The following is a 21,530-nucleotide window of genomic DNA, read 5'->3' on the forward strand; positions in this document are numbered from 1 at the left end:
TCATGCCCCCTCTGTCCGCATGGCATCGCCCGATTCCTCGTCCATCCAGTCGATGTTGCTCATCTTCCGGATGACGATGAACTCGTCGCGGTTGGAACCCACGGTTCCGTGATAATTGAAGAAGTAACTCTGCTGGGCGTAGCCGCCGATCATGTGCGTCGGCTTGAGCACGGCCCGGGTCACGGAGTTGTGAATGCCGCCCCGGTTGCCGGTGATCTCGGATCCGGGGGTGTTCACGATCTTCTCCTGGGCGTGGTACATCATCGACATGCCCTCGGGCACCCGCTGGCTGACCACCGCACGGGCCGTGATGGCGCCGTTGACGTTGAAGGCCTCGATCCAATCGTTGTCCTCGATCCCGGCCTTGGCCGCGTCGGTCTCGCTCATCCACACGATCGGGCCGCCGCGCGACAGGGTCAGCATCAGCAGGTTGTCCGTGTAGGTGCTGTGGATGCCCCACTTCTGGTGTGGCGTGATGAAGTTGAGCACGATCTCGGTGTTGCCATTGCCCTTCTTGTTCATGATCGGGTCGATGGTCTTCATGTCGATCGGCGGCTTGTACACGCACAGGGTCTCGCCGAAGGCGCGCATCCAGAGGTGATCCTGGTAGAACTGCTGGCGCCCGGTGAGGGTCCGCCAGGGGATCAGCTCGTTGATGTTGGTCCAGCCCGCGTTGTAGCTCACCTTGTCGGACTCGATGCCGGACCAGGTGGGCGAGGAGATGATCTTGCGCGGCTGGGCCACGATGTCGTTGAAGCGGATGGTCTCGCCCTCGTGGTGGCGGGCAAGATGCGCATGCTCGCGACCGGTCTGTTCGCTCATCGCATCCCAGGCGCGCACCGCCACATGGCCGTTGGTCTCCGGCGCCAGACTCAGGATGGTCTCGCAGGCGTTGATGGCGGTGCGGATCTTCGGACGCCCCTTGGTGCTGACGTCCTCGGTCACGCGGCCGTTGAGATCGCCCAGGAATTCCACCTCGTCGTTGGTCTTCCAGGTGATGCCCTTGCCGCCGTTGCCCACGTTGTCCATCAGCGGACCGAGGGCGGTGAAGCGGTTATAGGTCTCGGGGTAGTTGCGCTCCACCGTCACCATGTTGGGCATGGTCTTGCCGGGGATGGGCTCGCACTCGCCTTTCTTCCAGTCCTTCACGTCCTTGGGCTGGGCCATTTCCGCCGGGGTGTCGTGGATGTGCGGCAGGGTGGTCACGTCGGTTTCCTCGCCGAGATGGCCCTGGCACAGCTCGGAGAACTTCTTCGCGATGCCCCGGTAGATGTCCCAGTCCGAGCGCGACTCCCAGGCCGGGTCCACGGCCGCGGTCAGCGGGTGGATGAAGGGGTGCATGTCGGAGGTGTTCATGTCGTGCTTCTCGTACCAGGTCGCGGTCGGCAGCACGATGTCCGAGTACATGCAGGTGGTGGACATGCGGAAGTCCAGGGTGGTCAGCAGGTCCAGCTTGCCGGTGGCCGCGTCGCGCCACTGCACTTCCTCCGGCTTCTCCGCGTTGGGGATGCTGTCCAGGTCCTTGCCCTGGAGGCCGTTCTCGGTGCCGAGCAGGTACTTGAGGAAGTACTCGTGGCCCTTGCCCGAGGAGCCCAGGATGTTGGAGCGCCAGACGAACATGTTGCGCGGGAAGTTGGCCGGGTTGTCCGGATCCTCGCTGGCGAACTGCAGGCTGCCGTCACGCAGGGACTGCACGATGTAGTCCTTGATCTCCATGCCCGCTTCCTTCGCCTCGCGCGCCACCTGCAGCGGGTTGCGCGAGAGCTGGGGCGCGGAGGGCAGCCAGCCCATGCGCTCGGCGCGCACGTTGTAGTCGATCATGGAGCCGTTCCAGTCGTCCGCGTTGACCAGCGGGGACAGGATTTCATCCATCTTCACCGTCTCGTGGCGCCACTGGCTGGTGTGGGCATAGAAGAAGGAGGTGGAGTTCATGTGCCGCGGCGGACGGTGCCAGTCCATCGCGAACGCCACCGGCGCCCAGCCGGTCTGCGGGCGCAGCTTCTCCTGGCCCACGTAGTGCGCCCAGCCGCCGCCGGAGACGCCCACGCAGCCGCACATCATCAGCATCTTGATGACGGCCCGGTAGTTCATGTCCATGTGGTACCAGTGGTTCATGGCGGCACCGATGATGATCATGGACTTGCCCTGGGTCTTGTGGGCGTTCTCCGCGAACTGCCGCGCCACGGTGATGACTTTTTCGCGCGGTACGCCGGTGATGGTCTCCTGCCAGGCCGGGGTGTAGGGCACGTCGTCATCGTAGGAGCTGGCCACGTGGTCACCGCCCAGGCCCCGGTCGATGCCGTAGTTGGCCACCATCAGGTCGAACACGCTGGCGACTCGCGCGGTGCTGCCGTCGGCCAGGGTGATGGTGCGGATGGGCACGCGGCGCTTCTGCACCGGGTCATGGCTGGTGTGGGAGAAATGCGGGTTGCCGCCACCGCCGAAGTAGGGGAAGGCCACGTCGGTCACGTCGTCCGAGCTTTCGATATGGCTCAGGCGCAGGTGGATGTCCTTCCCGTCGCCGGTCTTCTGTTCCAGGTTCCACTTGCCCTTGCTCTCGGTCCAGCGGAAGCCGATGGAGCCGGTGGGCGCGACCATGCTCTCGCTGTTCTCATCCCAGGCGATGGTCTTCCAGTCGGCGTTCTCGTCCTCGCCCAGGTTCCCCGCCAGGTCCGACGCGCGCAGGAAGCGGCCGGGGACGGTATTGCCGTTCTCCTGGTCCAGCATCACCAGGTAGGGGAGATCCGTGTAGCGGCGCACGTAGTCGTCGAAATAGTCACTCCGGCCCTCGACGTGCCACTCCTTGAGGATGACGTGGCCCAGGGCCATACCCAGCGCCGAGTCGGTGCCCTGCTTGGGGTTGAGCCAGATGTCGCCGAACTTGGAGGCCTCGGAGTAGTCCGGGGTCACGGTGACGGTCTTGGTGCCCCGGTAGCGGGCCTCGGTCATGTAGTGGGCGTCCGGGGTCCGCGTCTGCGGCACGTTGGAGCCCCACATCATCAGGAAGGTGGAGTTGAACCAGTCCGCGGATTCCGGCACGTCCGTCTGCTCGCCCCAGGTCTGCGGGGACGCCGGCGGCAGGTCGCAGTACCAGTCGTAGAAGCTCATGCAGACGCCACCGATCAGCGACAGGTAACGGGTGCCGGCGGCGTAGGAGACCATGGACATGGCCGGGATCGGGGAGAAGCCGATGATCCGGTCCGGGCCGTAGTCGCGCGCGGTATAGACGTTGGCGGCCGCGATGATCTCCTGAACCTCGGTCCAGTCGGCACGTACGAAACCGCCCAGGCCGCGGCGGGACTTGTAGGCGTGGGCCTTCTGCGGATCCTGGACGATGGAGGCCCAGGCTTCCACCGGGTCACTGTGCTGCTTCTTCGCATCCCGCCAGAGCTCCACCAGATGACGGCGCACCATGGGGTACTTCAGGCGGTTGGCGGAGTAGATGTACCAGGAGAAACTGGCGCCCCGGGCGCACCCGCGCGGCTCGTGGTTGGGCAGGCCCGGGCGTGTGCGCGGGTAGTCGGTCTGCTGGGTCTCCCAGGTGACCAGGCCGTTCTTCACGTAGATCTTCCAGGAGCACGACCCCGTGCAGTTCACACCGTGGGTGGAACGCACCACCTTGTCGTGCTGCCAGCGGGAACGGTAGCCGTCCTCCCAGCGCCGGTCCTCGTCTACGCTCACGCCGTGGCCGTCGGCAAAGGGTTCCCTCTGGCGCTTGAAGAACGTCAGTCGGTCCAGAAAGTTACTCATCGTGATCTCCTCAGGGTTGCCCTGTCCGCGCTGCCTGAATGTTGAGCTTTCTCAATGCTCAGGCTGATAGGTCCCATTCTGGGCAAAAAGAAGTATAAGGTCTGCATGGATACCACGAGATAATCGGGGTCTACCCCCCAAGGGATAGGAACGGATTACACGCTGGATTCAGTGGGTTCACCAAGGGTGGCGAGGAGGATGGCGGCAATTAGGATAAGGCCGATGCTCATCAGGGGCGTGAAGCGCCAGCCGAAGGCATCAGTGATCAGGGGGGTGGACACATAGGCGAAGGCGGCTCCCAGAGCGCACAGAACCAGCAGTACGGCTGTCAGCGCTGGGCAGGGGATACGGGTAAGCCGGTGCAGGTAGACCACGCCCGAGGCGAAGCAGCCCGGAACCACGCCGAGCCCCGCGCCCACCAGCAGCAGGTGGCTGAAGTGGGCTGCCAGAGCCAGACCGGCGAGGGCCGGGATCAGCGCCAGGAAGACCACCAGCAGCACGGTACCAGGGCTGGTGGCATGGGCAGCCCAGCGGTACAGCGGCCACAGCAGCGGGATACCGACGGCTGCCGGGGCCAGCAGGATGAGGCTGAACTGGGAGCCGGTGAGTCCGAAAGTCTGGGCTACCAGGGTCACGAGTGCCCCGAAAACGCCCCAGCTGCCTGCCGCCAGCGCCAGTACCAGTGTGGCCAGTGGCAGGGAACTGGAGAGGTTCCAGTTCTTGTCTGCGGGCTGCATTGGATGCGGGACCTCATGCATGATGGATGAGCATCGTGATTTCAGTGGCTTGAGTGTCCGCCCAACCGCCATGCCGGTCAAAAGGTCATTAGGGGTAGCCGTTATTGAATTGGTGTAACATGTCTATTACTTTCGATATACGCCCAGTCCGACACGCTTGCTGAGAACCAGATGCGCCTTTTCAGGGATTCGTTGATTGCCCGTATCGGTATGGCCCTGGCCGCCGTTGTGATACTGGCACTGATCAATATTGCGGTTTCGCTGGCCATTTCCGCCAGTGCCCGCGGCGATGCCGCCGCCATCAACCATTCGGGACTGGTGCGCATGGAGCTGCAGCGGCTGGTGACCCTGGGGGAGGCGGAGGCCGCCCCAGAGCGCATCCAGGAGCAGATGCAGCAGATCACCGCCCGCCTTGAAAGCCCTCTTCTCAACAGTGCCATGCCGGGGCTGGCTCATCCGGTGACGGAGCAGTACCAGCATGTGCGGCTGACCTGGCTGGCCCTGATCCGACCGGTCTACTCGGAAGCACTCGGGGGAACCGCCACGCTGCTGCCACTGCGCGGGACCACTACCTTTATTGAGGAGGTGGATGCGCTGGTGGCAGCGCTGGAAGCACGTGCCGAGTCGCGTATTGCGCTTCTTGGCATGGTCCAGGTGCTCTCCCTGATCCTGACCCTGGCGGTGGTGGTCGTACTGTTCCTGGACGTGCGCCGGCGTGTGGTGGAGCCCCTGAACCGGCTTCTGGCCATGGCGAGGGCGGCGGCACGCCAGGATTTCAGCCAGCGCACCGGCTTCCGCGGGCAGGATGAGCTGGCTGTGCTGGGCCGGACCTTCGACCAGATGAGTGAATCCCTTTCCCGGCGCTACGCGGACCTGGAATCACAGGCGGCGGCGCGCACCGATGAGCTTGAGCGCAGTCACCGCGCACTCCAGCTTCTGCACAGCGCCAGCCGCTCGCTCTATGGTTCCTCGGACCTGTGCGAGGGGTCGGTGCCGTTGCTGCAGCAGCTGGAAGGGCTACTGGAAATCGGCCCGGTCAGCCTCTATCTGCACGAGCAGGAGAACGAGTCCTCGTTTGAGGCGGTGACCACCTTCGCCCAGGCACGCCCGGAGCACTGCCGTTCCTTTAACTGCGATGCCTGCCTGACTGGCTGCCATACGTTTGAGGACCAGCCCGAGGAACACCGCAAGCGGCTGCTTCTGCCGGTGCGCACCGGTGATGACCTGGTGGGAACCCTGGAGGTCTGGTACGAGCGTGACCGGACCCTTGAGCATCACGAACGCCAGCTTCTGGAGACCCTGGCGGACCAGCTCGGTACCGCCGTTTACCTGAACCGCCGGATGACGGAGCAGCAGCGGCTGACCCTGATGGAGGAACGAACCGTGATCGCCCGTGAGCTGCATGATTCACTGGCGCAGTCGCTGTCCTATCTCAAAATGCAGGTGGCGCGTCTGCAGAAGTTGCAGCAGGAATCCGGCCGTGACGTCGACGCCCGTGAGGAGGAGGTGATCCAGGAACTGCGCAACGGGTTGAACAACGGCTACCGCCAGCTGCGCGAACTGCTGACCACCTTCCGCCTGCAGTTTGATTCCCCGGGCCTGGAAGAGGCCCTCCACCGCACTGTCCGTGAGTTCAGTGACCGGCTGGGCTACCCGGTATCCCTGGAGTACGACATGCCACCGCGCATGTTCTCTCCGAATGAGGAAATCCATGTGCTCCAGATCGTGCGCGAGGCGCTGGCCAATGTGCTCAAACACGCTCAGGCTACCGAGGCCTCGGTGCGCGTTTACCAGCGTAATGGTTCGTTGCGGGTGGTGGTGCGGGACAACGGCGTGGGCCTGCCCGACGGTGGGGTGCCGCCGAGCCATTACGGCATCGTGATCATGCGCGATCGCAGCCAGACACTTGGCGGTGAACTCAGTATGCGCAACAGGGAGGAGGGTGGTGCCGAGGTGCGCCTGATGATTCCCCAGAACAACTCCGGCCTGATTCAGGCTTCCTGATCCCCTTGGTGAGCGAATAGTAACGGAATGATGCTATGACCCAGACAGACGAAAAAACGCCGGCGCGGATTCTGCTGATTGACGACCACCCCCTGCTGCGGCGGGGCATTACCCAGCTGCTGGACATGGAGGACAGCATGACCCTGGCGGGGGAAGCCAGCAATGCCCAGGAGGGTATCCGCCTTGCCGGGGAGCTGGATCCGGACCTGATTCTGCTGGATCTGAACATGCCGGGAACGGATGGGCATGAGACGCTGCGTAAGCTGCGGGAGGACGGTTTCCCTGGCCGGATTGTGATTTTTACTGTCTCGGATGCCGAGGATGACGTGGTTGCGGCGTTGCGCGCGGGTGCTGATGGTTACCTGCTCAAGGACATGGAGCCCGAGGACCTGATGAGCCGGCTGCATCAGGCCGCCGTGGGCAAGCTGGTGATCAGCGACCGGCTCACGACCCTGCTTGCCGATGCCCTGCGCCATCAGCACACCCCGGAGGCGGAGGGGCCGGACTACGCCAGTCTGACCCCGCGTGAGAAGGACATCCTGCGCCACATCGCGGAAGGGCTCTCCAACAAGATGGTGGCCCGGCGGCTGGACATCAGCGAGGGCACCGTCAAGGTGCATGTGAAGCACCTGCTCAAGAAACTCGGGCTGCGCTCCCGGGTGGAAGCCGCGGTCTGGGCGGTGCATGAGGGCTACGCCGAAAGCTCATGAGAGGTCGTCCATGAGGGCGGACAGGGTGGCGCGGCCCCGGCGCTGGTTGGCCTCGGGGTCCCTGTCCGAGTCGCCCTCGCGCTCCACGTGCTCATCCGGCATCTCATCCAGGAAACGGCTGGGGATGGGCTCGATGACCTCGCCGTACTGCTTGCGCTGACCGGCGTAGGTCAGGGTCAGGCAGCGCTGGGCACGGGTGATGCCCACGTACATCAGCCGCCGCTCCTCTTCGATGGTTTCCGACTCGATGCTGCTGCGGTGCGGCAGCAGCTCCTCCTCCAGACCCATGATGAAGACGTTCGGGAACTCCAGCCCCTTGGAGGCGTGCAGGGTCATCAGCTGGACCCGGTCGCTGTCGTCCTCTTCCTCCTGGCGGTCCAGGATGTCGCGCAGCACCAGCCGGCTGACGGCTTCCTCCAGCGTCTGCTCCGTGTCGCCGTCGTCCTCGTTCGGTTCCATCTGCTCGATGGAGTCCAGCAGGTACCAGACGTTCTCCATGCGCTTCTGCGCCTGCTTGGCGCTGGAGGCGTTCTGGTGCAGCCACTCCTCGTATTCCACGTCCGTGAACATCCGGCGGATCACGCCCAGGGTGTCGTCGCCGTTTTCGAGCTGTCGGCGGATGTCGTGCAGGAAGTGGGTGAAGCGCCGCAGCTTCTCCAGCGCACGGCCCTGGATGTGGCTTTCGGCGCCGACCTCGTCCAGGGCGCGGACCAGGCTCATCTGTCGTTGGCGGGCGTAGCCGGTAAGCTGCTCAAGGGTGCGTGGGCCGATCTCGCGGCGGGGCACGTTGACCACGCGCAGGAAGGCGACGTCGTCATCCGGGTTGGTGAGCAGGCGCAGGTATGCCATGGCGTCCTTGATCTCGTTGCGGGCGAAGAAGGACGTGCCTCCGGAGATCTTATAGGGAACCTGGTAGGCCTGGAGCTTGATCTCCAGCAGTTTCGACTGGTGGTTGCCCCGATACAGAACGGCGAAATCCCGGTATTCCGACCGGCTCCGCAGGCGCTGGTCGAGGATCTCGGAGGCGATGCGTTCGGCTTCTCCCTCCTCATTGCGACAGCGCAGCACGCGGATGGGATCGCCCACGCCCAGTTCGCTCCACAGCGCCTTGTCGAAGACGTGCGGGTTGTTGGCGATCACGGTGTTGGCGGTGCTCAGTATGCGGCGCATGGAGCGGTAGTTCTGCTCCAGCTTGACGATCTTCAGCGAGGGGAAGTCCTCCTTGAGCTGGGCCAGGTTCTCCGGCCGCGCGCCGCGCCAGGCGTAGATGGACTGGTCGTCATCGCCCACCACCGTCAGGCCCTGGCGGTGGCCCACCAGCAGGCGCACCAGTTCGTACTGGCTCAGGTTGGTGTCCTGGTACTCGTCCACCAGCAGGTAGCGGATGCGGCGCTGCCATTTCTGGAGCACCTCTTCGTGGTTGCGGAACAGCAGCACCGGCAGCAGGATCAGGTCATCGAAATCCAGGGCGTTATAGGCCTTCAGGTAGTCCGCGTAGTGCTGGTAGATGACGGCGAAGCGTTCCTCGCGGGCGTCGTTGGCCCGGCTCAACGCCTGGTCCGGCAGCAGCATGGCGTTCTTCCAGTTCGAGATCGTCGCCTGCAGGTCACCGACTTCAAGTCCGGTGTCCGGGGCGTGCTCGGCCAGCAGGTCGCGCAGCAGGTTACGGGCGTCCTCGGCATCGAAGATGGAGAAACCGGGGTGATAACCCACGGCATCGTGCTCCTCGCGCAGGATGGTCAGCCCCAGATTGTGAAAGGTGGCCACGGTCAGACCGCGCGCCGCGCGCCGGTCCACCAGTTTGCTGACGCGCTCCTTCATCTCCCGCGCCGCCTTGTTGGTGAAGGTCACGGCGGCGATGTGGCGCCCGGGGTAGCCCGCGTACTCGATCAGGTGGGCGATCTTGCGCGTGATCACGCTGGTCTTGCCGCTGCCGGCGCCGGCGAGCACCAGCAGCGGGCCGTCCAGGTACTTCACGGCTTCGCGTTGGCGAGGGTTGAGATCGGCCACGGGCTGTCCTCCTGAATGGAAGCGTAGTGTAGCATTGAGAGGCCGTTGCTTGATTGGCGTGGGCAGCAGTGATTTAATCCGACTGTCTGCGCCCGCAGGCACACAGGGAATGCGTTGCAACCGGCATCGGCAACGCAGGATTCAGGAACGGAACAGAAACGGAAACAGGAACAGGGAGACGTTCATGGGCAAACCAGCCGCTACCCTCGGCGATTTTCACACCTGTCCCCAGTTTGATGGCCCCAAGCCCCATGTGGGCGGTCCTGCCGTGCAGGGTTCACCGGATGTGCTGATCGGTGGTCGACCGGCCGTGCGTCAGGGGGATAAGGCCGTCTGTGTGGGACCGCCGGATACGGTCAGCGAGGGCTCACCGACCGTCTTCATCAACGGCAGGCCCGCCGCCACCCTGGGCTGTGCCACCGCCCACGGCGGCAAGCTGGTGGTCGGCAACCCGACCGTGCTGATCGGCTGAGGCTGGTACCGCCAGCTTCAGCCGTACCGACCGGTGATGTAGTCCTCGGTCTTCTGCTCACGCGGGTTGGTGAACAGGGTATCCGTGTCGTTGAACTCCACGATCTCGCCCATGTGGAAGAAAGCCGTGTAGCCGGCCACCCGGGCCGCCTGCTGGAGGTTGTGGGTGACGATGGCGATGGTGTAGCGGTCCTTCAGTTCGTCGATCAGCTCCTCGATGGTCGCCGTGGCCAGCGGGTCCAGTGAGGAGGCCGGCTCGTCCATCAGGATGACCTCGGGGTTAACGGCAATGGCGCGGGCGATGCACAGGCGCTGTTGCTGGCCGCCAGAAAGGGCCGTGCCCGGCGTTTGCAGCCGGTCCGAGACCTCCCGCCACAGCCCAGCGCGCTTGAGCGAGTGCTCCACCAGTTCGTCCAGATCCCGGCGGCCGTTCACGATGCCGTGCAGTCGCGGGGCGTAGGCGATGTTCTCGTAGATGCTCTTGGGGAAGGGGTTAGGCTTCTGGAAGACCATGCCCACGTTGCTGCGCAGCTGCACCACGTCCACGTCCGGGTGGTAGATGTCCTCGCCGTCCAGCGTGATCTGGCCCTGGATCCGGACGCTCGGGATCAGGTCGTTCATGCGGTTGAGGCAGCGCAGGAACGAGCTCTTGCCGCAGCCGGACGGGCCGATCAGAGCCGTCACCTCGTTTTCGTAGATATTGAGGTCCAGATCGTGCAACGCCTGGGTCTTGTCATACCACAGGTTCACGTTCTCGGCTTTTACCTTGACGTTCTTATCGGCGGTGCCGGCCGTCTGGGCCGGGGCACTGGTCTCGGGTTGCCCGGTCATAGGGGTTACTGATTCCGTGGTTTCTGGGGGTTCGGTTGTGGCTTCAGAGTACATACGCACCTCGTATAGCGCTACCAGCGGCGCTCGAATTTGCGCCGCAGAAAGACGGCCGTGGCATTAAGCGTCAGAAGCACTGCCAGAAGCACCATGATGCCGGCGGCCGTTTTCTCCACGTAGGCCTGCTCGGGCTCGGAAGCCCAGGTGAAGACCTGTGCCGGAAGCACGGTGGCGGCTTCAAAGACGCCGGAGGGGGCCTCCGGAATGTAGGCGATCATGCCGACGATGATCAGCGGCGCCGTCTCGCCCATGGCCTGTGCCAGGCCGATGATGGTCCCGGTCAGTATGCCCGGCAGCGATGACGGAAGCACATGGTCGCGCACCACCTGCCAGCGGGAGCAGCCCATGGCGAAGGCGCCCTGGCGGATGGGGTCCGGAACGGCGCGCAGGGCCGCACGGGTGCTGATGATGATGATGGGCAGTGTCATCAGTCCCAGGGTCAGGCCCCCGGCGAGTGCCGAGGATCGGGGCACGCCGAAGAAGTTGATGAACAGGGCCAGACCCAGCAGGCCGAAGATGATCGACGGCACCGCCGCCAGATTGTTGATGTTGACCTCGATGGTCTGGGTCAGCTTGTTGTCCGGGGCGAACTCCTCCAGGTAGATCGCGGACATGACGCCGATGGGAAAGGCGCAAAGCAGGGTGATACCCAGCACATAGAGCGTACCCACGGCGGCCGAGAATATACCGGCCAGTTCGGGCAGCTTGGAGTCGCCAGTGGTGAAGAAACGCGTATTGAAGGCGCTCTCGATGCGGCCCTCGTCAATCAGAGCATCCACCTTCTTGCGTAGCTTGTCGGGGAGCTCGGGAGCTGCTGCCACTTCCTCGTGCTTTGCCTCGAGGATGTCCCGTCCGTGTTTCAGGTACTGGTCGATCTCGGCTTTTACCGGAACCCATCGTTCCTCGGTGGTCCCGAGGAGGTCCGGATTGCGGTCAATGGCCCGCGGAATCGAGCGGGTTGCTCCCCGGGAGGCGACCTCACGCATGTCGCGGTCCAGGGCGAACTGGCCCAGGCGTTCGGCGCGGTCATTGTAATCAATGGTGACCTGAACCTGATACTGCCAGAAGGCGGTGTAGCCCTGGCTGATGATGTCCGTGAAGAACGCGATGATGATGGCGAAGGCGATGGATACCGCGCCAATACAGTAAGCCTTGAAACGCTTCTCGGCGCGGTAGCGCCGTCGAATCTGTGGGTTGTTGGCGGAGCCGGTCAGTTTGCGCGTGCTCATGTCGGTTCGCTCAGTCGTATTGTTGCTTGAAACGCCGCACCATCACCGTGGAGATGACGTTCAGCGTCAGGGTCACAATGAACAGCACCAGCCCCAGGGCGAAAGCTGAGAGCGTCTGCGGGCTGTCGAAGGACTGGTCCCCGGTCAGCGAGTAGACGATGTTGACGGTGACCGTTGTCATGTCCTCGAGCGGGTTCCAGGTCAGGTTCGGACGTACGCCCGCGGCCATCACCACGATCATGGTTTCGCCCAGTGCCCGTGAGACGCCCAGCAGGAACGCCGAGATCACCCCAGGCAGCGCCGCCGGGACCACCACGCTCCGGATGGTTTCGGAGCGGGTGGTGCCCAGAGCGAAAGCACCTTCGCGCAGGCTCTGCGGGATGCTGTTGATGACGTCATCCGACAGCGAGGATATGAAGGGAATGATCATGATGCCCATGACAATGCCGGGCGAGAGAATGTTGCTGTAGGAGGCATCCAAACCGAAGAAACCGGCAATATCCACAATGATCGGGGTGACGGTGACAGCGGCGAAGAAGCCGTACACAACCGTGGGAATGCCGGCCAGGATCTCAATCAGGGGTTTGACGATGCCGCGAATGCGTTGTGAGGCGTATTCGGACATGAAAATGGCCGACAGCAGCCCGATCGGCAGTGATACCGCCATGGCGATGGCAGTGACCATGAAGGTACCCGCGAACAGCGGTACGGAGCCGAATACACCGCCGCCGCCTTCACCCACTTCATCGCCACGGCCGGCGGCCTCGAGGAAGGAATCCCCGGGAGACCAGGTGGTTCCGGTTATGAACTCCCAGACACTGACTTCGCGGAAGAAGCGCATGGCCTCGAAAATGACCGACAGTACGATCGCGACCGTGGTCATGATGGAAATCAGGGCCGCGCCCAGCAGCAGCCAGCGCATAAGGTTATCGAGCTTGATGCGGGCGCGGAGGCTGGGCTGGATCGCCCGGAGGCCGAAGCCGAAACCGGCTGCCGCGGTGACCAGTGTCATGATGAGCACCAGCTCCGACGGCAAGGCAATCCAGCCGAGAAGATTGAGCAGGGAGGCAATAAAGGCTACAGCCATGGCGGGCACCGCCATGGAAACCACGGAATACCAGCCGTATTGCTGGGGTCTTGAGTGAAGCCGGATTCCTTCGGCCTGGGTGTTCAGTGCCTTGCGGCGCCCCAGGAAGAATCCGGCGTAGCCCAGCGGGATCAGTCCCGCGAGCAGTAACAGCGTGGTCTGACCTACGCTCACTGTTGCCTCCCCCTCTAATACAAAAATCCCGACTGTCCGCAGCGAGCGGAATCAGCCGGGAAACTATCAGACATTACTCAAGATCGCTACGCTTCAGCTCAATCCGGTCGGCGACGTGTTCCTGCCACTTTTTGCGACTTTCGTCGTCCAGCGGGATCAGGCCTTCTTCAACGAGCAGACCCTTCGGGCCGATCATCAGATCGTCCATGAACAGGCTGACGTAGCCGTCGATGCCCGGTGCTACGGTGCCTTCGTGAGCCTTCTTGATGTAGAACCAGAGGCTGCGGGCGATCGGGTAGTCTTCGCTGGAAATATTCGAGGTGGTTGGTTCAACCCCGTCAACAGCGATCGCCTTGATCTTGCCGCGGTTTTCTTCCAGGAAGCTGTAGCCGAAGATACCGATGGCAGCTTCGTTTTCCTGGATACGCTGCACGATCAGGTTGTCGTTCTCACCGGAGTCGACGTAGGCGCCATCGGAACGGATATCCGTGTACTCTCCCGGATAGCCGGCTTCTTCACTGACCGCGCCCATTGCCAGTTCCTCAAAGGCATCACGGGTACCCGACGTAGTCGGAGGGCCGAGCACCTCGATTTCCCGGTCCGGCAGATCAGAATCGATGTCGCTCCAGTTGTCGTAAGGGTTTTCGACCAACTCACCGTCCTGCGGGACCTTTGCAGCCACGGCCAGCAGGATCTGCTCGCGGCTCAGTGTGAGGTCATCATTATCGCCGTTCTGGGCGAGTACGATGCCGTCGGAGCCGATCATCGCTTCCGTGATCTTTTCAACGCCGTTCTCCTGGCAACGCTCGAACTCGCTGACCTTCATGCGGCGCGAAGCATTGGTGATGTCCGGCGTGCCAGCGCCAACCCCTTCACAGAACAGCCGGATGCCGCCGCCGGAGCCGGTGGACTCGATGGTCGGGGTGGGATATTCCGTGGTGGCGCCGAACTCTTCCGTGACATAGCTGGCAAACGGGTAGACCGTGCTTGAACCAACAATCCGGATCTGGTCGCGCTCCTGGGCGACAGAAGCTGTGCTTGCGCTTACCAGCGCGGCCAATGCGATGGAGGATTTTTTCCAGGTCTGCATCAGGCGACTCCTTGGTTGCCCCATTGATTGAATCAAGTGTCACTTTATGAGAATTATATGACAGTTATGTGACAGTGGAGAGAGGCAGGGGATGGCTGCCAGGGGCTTGCCCCTGGCCACCGTGGGGCTGAGGCTGAGACTCAGAAGCTGAAGATGGCACCGACCATGACGTGGTCGCCCTCATCCTCAACGCGGTCGTACTGACCGGCTTCCGCCCAGATGCTCAGCGGCTCGTAGAGCTGGTGTGAAACACCCAGGGTGATCTCATCGCGTTCGTTTACGGTTGTCTCGTCATCCGGCGAGACACGCTGGACAGCGCCGTAGTACTCGGTGCGGCCCTGGCTGAAGGTACCGCGCAGGGCGGTAAAGGTGGTTTCGTCGCCGGCGGGATCACCGTCCAGGTTATCCTGGATCGAGTACTTGGCGCCGAATTCGAGCTGTCCGATGCCGTAGATGCCGGATACGCCGTAGGTATTTTCACCGACGTAACTTTTCAGGGGGTCGCCATTGTCAGTGGTGATGGGGTTGCCATTGTTATCAACGTACAGTTGATCACCGTTGGCATTGTAAACTTCATCCGTCGTGTCGGCTGCACGGTCATCATAGCCGGCATATAGCCCCCAGTTATCCCCGGTGTAGCCGCCGGCGATCGAGAGCCCCACCTCGTTGCTGTCCTCACTGCTCGGGCCCTCATCACGCCCCTGAACGCGCGCCTGGGTGCGGAAGCTGAAGCCGTTCCAGTCCGGGCTGTAGTAGGCGATCTGGTTGTCCTCGCCAGCGAAGGCTTCATCCGAGATTTCGGCATCCTCGGCGACTTCAGTGGCATCAATGATCAGATCCTCGTAGACGCTGTCGAAGTTGCCGGCCTGGATCTTGCCGAAGTCGCCCTTTACACCCAGGAAGGCGCTGTCCTGGTTGTCGAGCCCGCTGCTGTTGTCGTCACTGCTGTATTCCAGCTCGACCTGACCAAAGGCGGTCACAGCGTTGCTGACCCGGGTCTCGAAAGCAAAGCCGAGGGTGGAGTCCTCATCATCCAGCTCTGTGGAAGCATCCCCAGCTCCGTTCTTTTCGGAGATCACCTTGGGCTCAACGGTGCCGTAAAGATTAAAGGTGGTGTTCTCCGCCAGGCTGAGGCCTTCCTGAGCGGTAAATTCAATAGCCTGGGCACTGGGGGCGGTCAGCGTTGCGGCAATGGTCGCGGCGAGAAGGTGCTTGCGTGTCATGGTTTGGTCTCTGATGAATGGGTTAATCAAAAGGTTGTTGTAAGGCTATGCCTGCTGTGCTCGCTTACGCCGCTTCCAGCGGAATAGCGATGAACACAGAGCATCCTGAGTTGCAAAACTGTGACATTTTTTTTACGGGCTAGGAAGTGACGGGAAGAGAGTGATGCGCACTGAGGCCTGTACCTGTCCGGCCGCACCGCTATAATGTCGCCCGGACTTCAAACCCACCGGAAACGGTTCCCCATGAGCTCAATCAATCAGGCCATTGCCAATGAACTGGGCATCAGCCAGCGCCAGGTGGATGCCACCGTTGCCCTGCTGGACGAAGGCGCCACGGTTCCCTTCATCGCCCGTTACCGCAAGGAAGTCACCGGCTCGCTGGATGACAGCCAGCTGCGCCAGCTCGATGAGCGGCTGCGTTACCGCCGGGAGATGGAGGACAGGCGCGCCACCATCATTGAAACCATCCGGGAGCAGGGCCAGCTGACCGACGAACTGCTGGCCAGCCTCAATACGGCGGACACCAAGGGCCGGTTGGAGGATCTCTACCTGCCCTACAAGCCCAAGCGCCGCACCAAGGGCCAGATCGCCCGGGAGGCGGGGCTGGAACCGCTGGCGGATGCGCTTTTCGATGACCCGAACCAGGATCCGGAAGTGCTGGCCGGCGACTACCTCAACAGCGAAGCGGGCATCGGGGATGTGAAGTCGGCACTGGATGGCGCCCGTTACATCCTGATGGAGCGATTCGCCGAGGACGCGGACCTGCTGGCGCGGCTGCGTGACTTCCTGTGGCGGGACGGCCAGCTCCGGGTGCAGGTGGTCAGTGGCAAGGAAGAGGAAGGTGCACGCTTCCGGGATTACTTCGACCACCGGGAACCGCTGAAGAAGGTGCCCTCACACCGCGCCCTGGCCATCTTCCGGGGCCGCAACGAGGGCGTTCTGCAGTACAGCATCGAGGTGGGTGACCCGGAGGCGGACAGCCGCGCACCGCACCCGGGCGAGGGCATGATCGCCTCGCACTGGGGCATCCAGAACAGGGAGCGCCCGGCAGACCGCTGGCTGGGCGAGGTGGTGCGCTGGACCTGGCGGGTCAAGCTGAGCACCCACCTGGAGACGGATCTTATGGGCAGCCTGCGCGAACGCGCCGAATCCGAGGCCATCCAGGTCTTTGCCAGCAACCTTAAGGATCTGCTCATGGCTGCGCCCGCCGGCAAGACGGCGACCATCGGCCTGGATCCGGGCTTGCGGACCGGGGTGAAGGTGGCGATCGTGGACGGCACCGGCCGATTTCTCGATCAGGGGAGCATTCACCCGCACGCGCCCCGGAACCAGTGGGACCAGTCCATTGAGCAGCTCGCCGGCTGGTGCCGCCAGCACGGTGTGGGGCTGATCGCCATCGGAAACGGCACCGCTTCACGGGAGACGGACCGGCTGGTCGGAGATCTCATCAAACGCTATCCGGAGCTGGGCGTGACCCGGGTCATGGTCAACGAAGCCGGAGCCTCGGTCTACTCGGCATCCGAGTACGCCTCCCGGGAGCTGCCGGACCTGGACGTGACCATCCGGGGCGCGGTCTCCATTGCCCGGCGCCTGCAGGATCCTCTTGCAGAGCTGGTCAAGATTGAGCCCAAGTCCATTGGCGTGGGCCAGTACCAGCACGATGTCTCCCAGGTACAGCTGGCGCGCACCCTGGACGCGGTGATCGAGGACTGTGTGAACGCCGTGGGTGTGGACCTCAACACCGCGTCCGTGCCGCTGCTGACCCGGGTGGCGGGGCTGAACACGGGCATTGCGGAGAATATCATCCGCCACCGCGAACAGAAGGGCATGTTCCGCAGCCGCCGGGAGCTGATGGAGGTCAGCCGGCTGGGGGAAAAGACCTTCGAACAGGCTGCCGGTTTCCTGCGCATCATGGATGGAGAAAACCCTCTGGACGCCTCGGCGGTGCACCCGGAGGCCTACGGCTTCGTTGAGGCCCTGGCGAAGAAGGAGGGCCGTTCCCTGGGCGCGATTATCGGTGATCACGCATTCACCCGGGCTCAGGACCCTGCCAGAATCGCGGACGAGCGCTTCGGTGAACCCACGGTCCGCGACATCCTGAACGAGCTGGAGAAGCCCGGCCGGGATCCGCGCCCGGAATTCGAATACGCGCAGTTCCGCGAGGGCGTGGAAACACTGGCGGACCTGGAGCCGGGCATGAAGCTTGAGGGCAACGTCACCAACGTCACCCACTTCGGCGCCTTCGTGGACATTGGCGTCCACCAGGATGGGCTGGTGCACATCTCCGCGCTGTCCAATGAGTTCGTGAAGGACCCGCGGGATGTGGTCCGTGCCGGGGACGTGGTGACCGTAAAGGTGCTGTCCGTGGACCAGGATCGCAAGCGCATTGAGCTGACCATGCGCATGGGTGATGAGCCCGGGCAGGCCACTCAGGGCAGCGCAAAGCCGAAAAACAGCGGCAAGGGTGAACCCGCCGGTAAGGAGCGGCGTAACAGCTCCGGCGGTCGCGGGTCGAAACCGAAGAAGCCGGAAGCCGGTGGCGCCATGGCGGATGCCTTCGCCCGCGCCCGCCAGTCCGACAAACAGCATTAACCGGGAGTATTGCATGGGGGAACGCCGTTTCAGGGCCCTGGAGTCGATTGCCGGCGGTGACTGGCCGGGATTCCGCAAGGGGCTGGAAAAAGAGGGGCTGCGGGTGGATTCCGAAGGCGCCATTGCCCGGACGCCGCACCCGGAGGCACTGGGTTCCGCCCTTACCAACCCGGCGATTACCACGGACTATTCCGAGTCCCTGCTGGAGTTGGTTACCCCTGTGTGCGAGTCCACCAGTGAACTGATGGCCGCCATCGAGGGCATCCATGCTTATGTCCATCGCCATCTGGGTGACGAGATGCTCTGGCCCCTGAGCATGCCCTGTCGCCTGGACGGCGAGCAGAGCATCCCCATTGCGCAGTACGGCACCTCCAACATCGGCATGCTCAAGACCGTCTACCGTCGCGGCCTGGCCTGGCGCTACGGGCGCATCATGCAGAGCATTGCGGGTACTCACTACAATTTTTCTTTGCCCGACGCCTTCTGGCGGCAGTGGCAGCAGCAGCTGGGTGATCCCGGCCCGCTGGGGGACTTCCGTACCCAGCAGTACTTCTGGCTGATCCGCAATTTCCGCCGCCAGAGCTGGCTGCTGATGGTCCTGTTTGGCGCCTCGCCGGCGCTGGACACCAGCTTCATGAACGGCAGGCGCTCCGGCCTGGCACCGCTCGGTGACCGCACACTTTTCCAGCAGGGCGCCACGTCCCTGCGCATGAGCGATCTGGGCTACAACAACCAGGCCCAGTCCTCTCTGGACATTTGCTTTAACCGGCTCGAGACCTACACCGACACCCTGGACAACGCCATCCACACTACCTGGCCGCCCTACCAGGAGATCGGCTTGTTCCGCGACGGCGAACGCATCCAGATCAACGACAGCGTGCTGCAGATCGAGAACGAGTACTACAGCGCCATCCGCCCCAAGCGCACCACCGAATCCGGCGAGAAGCCGCTGCATGCCCTCCAGGAAAGGGGCGTGGAATATGTGGAGGTGCGCTGCCTCGACCTCGACCCGTTCTCGGCGGTAGGGGTGAACGAGGACCAGTTGGATTTCATGGACCTGTTCCTGTTGCACTGCCTGGTCAGCGACAGCCCGTTGATCGACGATAACGAGTGCGACAGCCTGGATAATGCCTTTCAGGATGTGGTTCGCCATGGGCGCGACCCGGGCGCCCGCTTCTGTTTCGGTGCGGGCGCGGAACCGCTGGCGCAGGCGGGGCATCGGATCCTGGACCGGATGGAAGAGCTAGCCGCGGTTCTGCCGGGTGCTGAACGTTATCGGGCGGTTCTTGCCACCATGCGCGCTCGGTTGGACGACCCCGCACAGACACCCTCGGGTCGCTTGCTCAGTGAGCTTAAAGAAGGTCGGGAGCTGGTGGACTGGGGGCTCGGCATGGCTACTGCCCAGCAGGCGCAGTTGCGCGGCCGAGCCACGGACGATTGGGATACTCACCTGACGGAACAGGCTCGCCAGTCACTGGCTGACCAGAAGGCGGTGGAAGACGGCGAGAGCGAAGACTTCGAGACCTTTCTCGCGCGCTATCTGGCGGAATGAGTGCAACCCTGTGAAGCGCGTCCGCCCCTTGGGTGGCAGTGGCGCACAGTTCCAGCATGTCCAGTTGTTGGACAGTATTGAGGCTGTTACCGTCCTTTGCAGAGGGTAACGGAATGTTACCGGGGCCGATAAACCGCATCCGGAGGAACAGGGTCATGGCCAGGAGTGGGGAGCTGGGATGGGATCTGGAGTCGCTGAACAAGGCCTATGAGCATGGCTACATGGCGGCGTCCGTTCACATGGAGCCGTCACGCTGCCCTTACTGGACGGACGTGATTCGCGCCGCCTGGGAGGCGGGCTGGGAGGACGGTTACCTGGCCTGCACGATGAAGTTGGGCAGCAGCACTTCCCGCACCAGGCCGGAGGACGATGCTTCACCCTCAGCTTCATCCTCAGCCTCAGCCTCACTGGACCCGTCATTTTCTTCACTGTCCGCCTGATCCTTCCCTGAAGCCTGTTCCAGTTCCGGGACCTCACTGACAAGCCGCTCGCTCACCGCCTTGCGGATATCCGAGCGCAGTGTGTCCTGCCCTTCCGCACTGCGCAGCTCATCCACGGAGCGATCGCTCATCAGCATTACCACCTCATGGCGCAGCCAGGGTTTGTGCGCTTCCGCTTTTTTACGGGCTTCCGCCTCATGGAAGCGCAGCGTCACCTCCGCCTTGGCGTAGCTGCCCGCCTCGTCCTCGTCGCCGATATTGACCACGAAAGCGGGAGACAGTTCCAGATAGGTGGACGGCGGTCCGTCGTCCCCTCCGCCTCCTGCAGCGAGTGCGACAGGGGCGCAGAGAGCCAGAAGCAATACCGTGAATTGACGCATGAGGGATGCTGTCCGTGATTGTGGGTGATAACTTACACCCCATTGTAGGCGGCCGGCTGCGGTTGTGCATCCGGCCCCGTGGAATGGGCACAGGAGTAGGCATGCGATTCAACCGGATTGTTTTCACCCTGATTGCGCTGGCCTGTGTGGCGGTGCTGGGGGTGGCGCTTTACATGGAACACATGATGGGCCTTGAACCCTGCCCGCTGTGCATGCTCCAGCGCATGGCGTTTGTGGGCGTGGGGCTGGTGGCGCTTCTGGCGGCCCTGATCGGTCCCACCGGCTGGGGCGTGCGCCTGGGTGGTGGCTTCATGGTGATCCCGGCTCTGGCCGGTGTGGGCCTGGCTGGACGTCAGTTGTGGCTCCAGAACCTGCCCGCCGATCAGGTACCGCCTTGTGGACCGGGTTATGACTACCTGCGGGAGACGTTCCCGCTGATGGAGGTGATCCAGATGGCGCTGGAGGGGTCCGGCAGCTGTGCCGAGATCCAGTGGCAGTTCCTGGGGCTGAGCATTCCGGGGTGGAGTTTTGTGCTGTTCGCGCTTGCCGCACTGGCGGGCATCGGCCTGCTGGTGTTTGGTGGCGGTCGGCGGCGGCGCGGGTTGCTGGACTGACAATGTTCCGGTAATTTGAAAGCGCACACGGTGTTGAACAACAACTGTTAGGGGGCCTGACGAAGGGCCTCCGCAGACACCTGATTCGTTGTAGGGGAGGGAATTATGCTGGAAGACTGCCAGAATGCCCGGGAGCGCTGGGGCGGCGTCACGGAGCTGGTTGACCGCTGGCTGCAGGCACGCCAGCAGCTCATCGTCCAGTACTGCGGGCTCAGCAACAGCCCGGATTTCAATCAGACGGAGCCGCTTTATGAGCAGCTTTCTTCTCTCTGCGAGCAGCTTCTGGATTATGTGTCCGCCGGCCATTTCGAGGTCTATGAGCAGCTCATGAACGAGGCCCGTGAGTTCGATGACGGCGGTATCGAGGTGGCTAACCGGGTCTATCCGAAGATCAGCAAGACCACACAGGAGATGCTGGCCTTCAACGATCTGCTTGAGGTGAGCGAGAAGAGTGAGGAAGACATGCGCGCCATGTACGCCCGTGTCTCACGCCTGGGTGAGATCATGGAGGAGCGTTTCGAGCTGGAGGATCTGCTGATCGAGAACCTCCACAACGCGCATGCCGACCAGGTGGCCTGA

Annotated in this window: 16 protein-coding genes; 7 read left to right on the plus strand and 9 right to left on the minus strand. The window is 63.1% G+C overall.

The features are described 5' to 3' along the window. Both H4I92_RS08370 and H4I92_RS08375 read right to left on the minus strand, forming a co-directional pair. Window positions 1-3,750: a nitrate reductase subunit alpha gene (locus H4I92_RS08370; RefSeq protein WP_077530148.1), complete on the minus strand. Its 3,750-nt coding sequence runs from the start codon at window positions 3,748-3,750 to the stop codon at window positions 1-3. A gap of 155 nt (window positions 3,751-3,905) precedes the next feature. Continuing rightward, on the minus strand, window positions 3,906-4,487 hold the full coding sequence (locus tag H4I92_RS08375; protein ID WP_077530149.1) for a hypothetical protein: 582 nt from the start codon (window positions 4,485-4,487) through the stop codon (window positions 3,906-3,908). Window positions 4,488-4,658: 171 nt separating this feature from the next. On the opposite strand from H4I92_RS08375, the gene H4I92_RS08380 reads away from it, so the two are divergent. Then, window positions 4,659-6,491, plus strand: a complete 1,833-nt coding sequence (locus tag H4I92_RS08380) for a type IV pili methyl-accepting chemotaxis transducer N-terminal domain-containing protein (protein ID WP_218668181.1) — start codon at window positions 4,659-4,661, stop codon at window positions 6,489-6,491. Window positions 6,492-6,526: 35 nt separating this feature from the next. Continuing rightward, window positions 6,527-7,201, plus strand: a complete 675-nt coding sequence (narL, locus tag H4I92_RS08385; RefSeq protein ID WP_077530150.1) for a two-component system response regulator NarL — start codon at window positions 6,527-6,529, stop codon at window positions 7,199-7,201. On the opposite strand, the gene rep is transcribed toward narL, so the two are convergent. Next, a complete protein-coding gene (gene rep / locus H4I92_RS08390; RefSeq protein WP_077530151.1) occupies window positions 7,196-9,211 on the minus strand; it encodes a DNA helicase Rep in 2,016 nt (671 codons plus the stop codon). The genes narL and rep overlap by 6 nt on opposite strands. A gap of 184 nt (window positions 9,212-9,395) precedes the next feature. Between rep and H4I92_RS08395 the strand changes: the two genes are divergently transcribed. Further along, complete coding sequence (locus H4I92_RS08395) at window positions 9,396-9,683, plus strand: PAAR domain-containing protein (protein ID WP_077530152.1); 288 nt, start codon at window positions 9,396-9,398, stop codon at window positions 9,681-9,683. Between the two features lie 17 nt (window positions 9,684-9,700). Here H4I92_RS08395 and pstB read toward each other — a convergent pair whose 3' ends face one another. From pstB to H4I92_RS08420, 5 genes are all read right to left on the minus strand, one after another. Then, on the minus strand, window positions 9,701-10,513 hold the full coding sequence (gene pstB, locus H4I92_RS08400) for a phosphate ABC transporter ATP-binding protein PstB (protein ID WP_179105661.1): 813 nt from the start codon (window positions 10,511-10,513) through the stop codon (window positions 9,701-9,703). 71 nt (window positions 10,514-10,584) lie between these two features. Then, the gene (gene pstA / locus H4I92_RS08405; RefSeq protein WP_179105662.1) at window positions 10,585-11,799 is read right to left on the minus strand and encodes a phosphate ABC transporter permease PstA; all 1,215 of its coding nucleotides are present in this window, start codon (window positions 11,797-11,799) and stop codon (window positions 10,585-10,587) included. Window positions 11,800-11,809: 10 nt separating this feature from the next. After that, window positions 11,810-13,060 (minus strand): phosphate ABC transporter permease subunit PstC, encoded by a 1,251-nt coding sequence (gene pstC / locus H4I92_RS08410; RefSeq protein WP_077530154.1) that lies wholly within the window; start codon window positions 13,058-13,060, stop codon window positions 11,810-11,812. Between the two features lie 73 nt (window positions 13,061-13,133). Further along, window positions 13,134-14,150: a substrate-binding domain-containing protein gene (locus H4I92_RS08415; RefSeq protein WP_077530155.1), complete on the minus strand. Its 1,017-nt coding sequence runs from the start codon at window positions 14,148-14,150 to the stop codon at window positions 13,134-13,136. Between the two features lie 140 nt (window positions 14,151-14,290). Next, a complete protein-coding gene (locus tag H4I92_RS08420) occupies window positions 14,291-15,373 on the minus strand; it encodes a porin (protein ID WP_077530156.1) in 1,083 nt (360 codons plus the stop codon). 243 nt (window positions 15,374-15,616) lie between these two features. On the opposite strand from H4I92_RS08420, the gene H4I92_RS08425 reads away from it, so the two are divergent. Further along, window positions 15,617-17,965, plus strand: coding sequence for a Tex family protein (locus tag H4I92_RS08425; RefSeq protein WP_077530157.1), 2,349 nt, complete (start codon window positions 15,617-15,619; stop codon window positions 17,963-17,965). Between the two features lie 13 nt (window positions 17,966-17,978). Beyond that, a complete protein-coding gene (gene gshA / locus H4I92_RS08430; RefSeq protein WP_077530158.1) occupies window positions 17,979-19,517 on the plus strand; it encodes a glutamate--cysteine ligase in 1,539 nt (512 codons plus the stop codon). Between the two features lie 310 nt (window positions 19,518-19,827). Here the strand turns inward: gshA and H4I92_RS08435 are convergent, their stop codons facing one another. Beyond that, window positions 19,828-20,337: a flagellar basal body-associated FliL family protein gene (locus H4I92_RS08435; protein ID WP_077530159.1), complete on the minus strand. Its 510-nt coding sequence runs from the start codon at window positions 20,335-20,337 to the stop codon at window positions 19,828-19,830. A gap of 101 nt (window positions 20,338-20,438) precedes the next feature. Here H4I92_RS08435 and H4I92_RS08440 point away from each other — a divergent pair, with 101 nt between their 5' ends. Together H4I92_RS08440 and H4I92_RS08445 are read left to right on the plus strand one after the other, a co-directional pair. After that, entirely contained in the window at window positions 20,439-20,951 is a 513-nt protein-coding gene (locus H4I92_RS08440; protein ID WP_143512641.1) for a disulfide bond formation protein B, read from the plus strand. A gap of 105 nt (window positions 20,952-21,056) precedes the next feature. Continuing rightward, entirely contained in the window at window positions 21,057-21,530 is a 474-nt protein-coding gene (locus H4I92_RS08445; protein WP_077530160.1) for an Rsd/AlgQ family anti-sigma factor, read from the plus strand.

The sequence above is a fragment of the Vreelandella halophila genome, from assembly GCF_019903425.1.
GTDB classification, from domain to species: Bacteria; Pseudomonadota; Gammaproteobacteria; order Pseudomonadales; family Oleiphilaceae; genus Halospina; species Halospina halophila.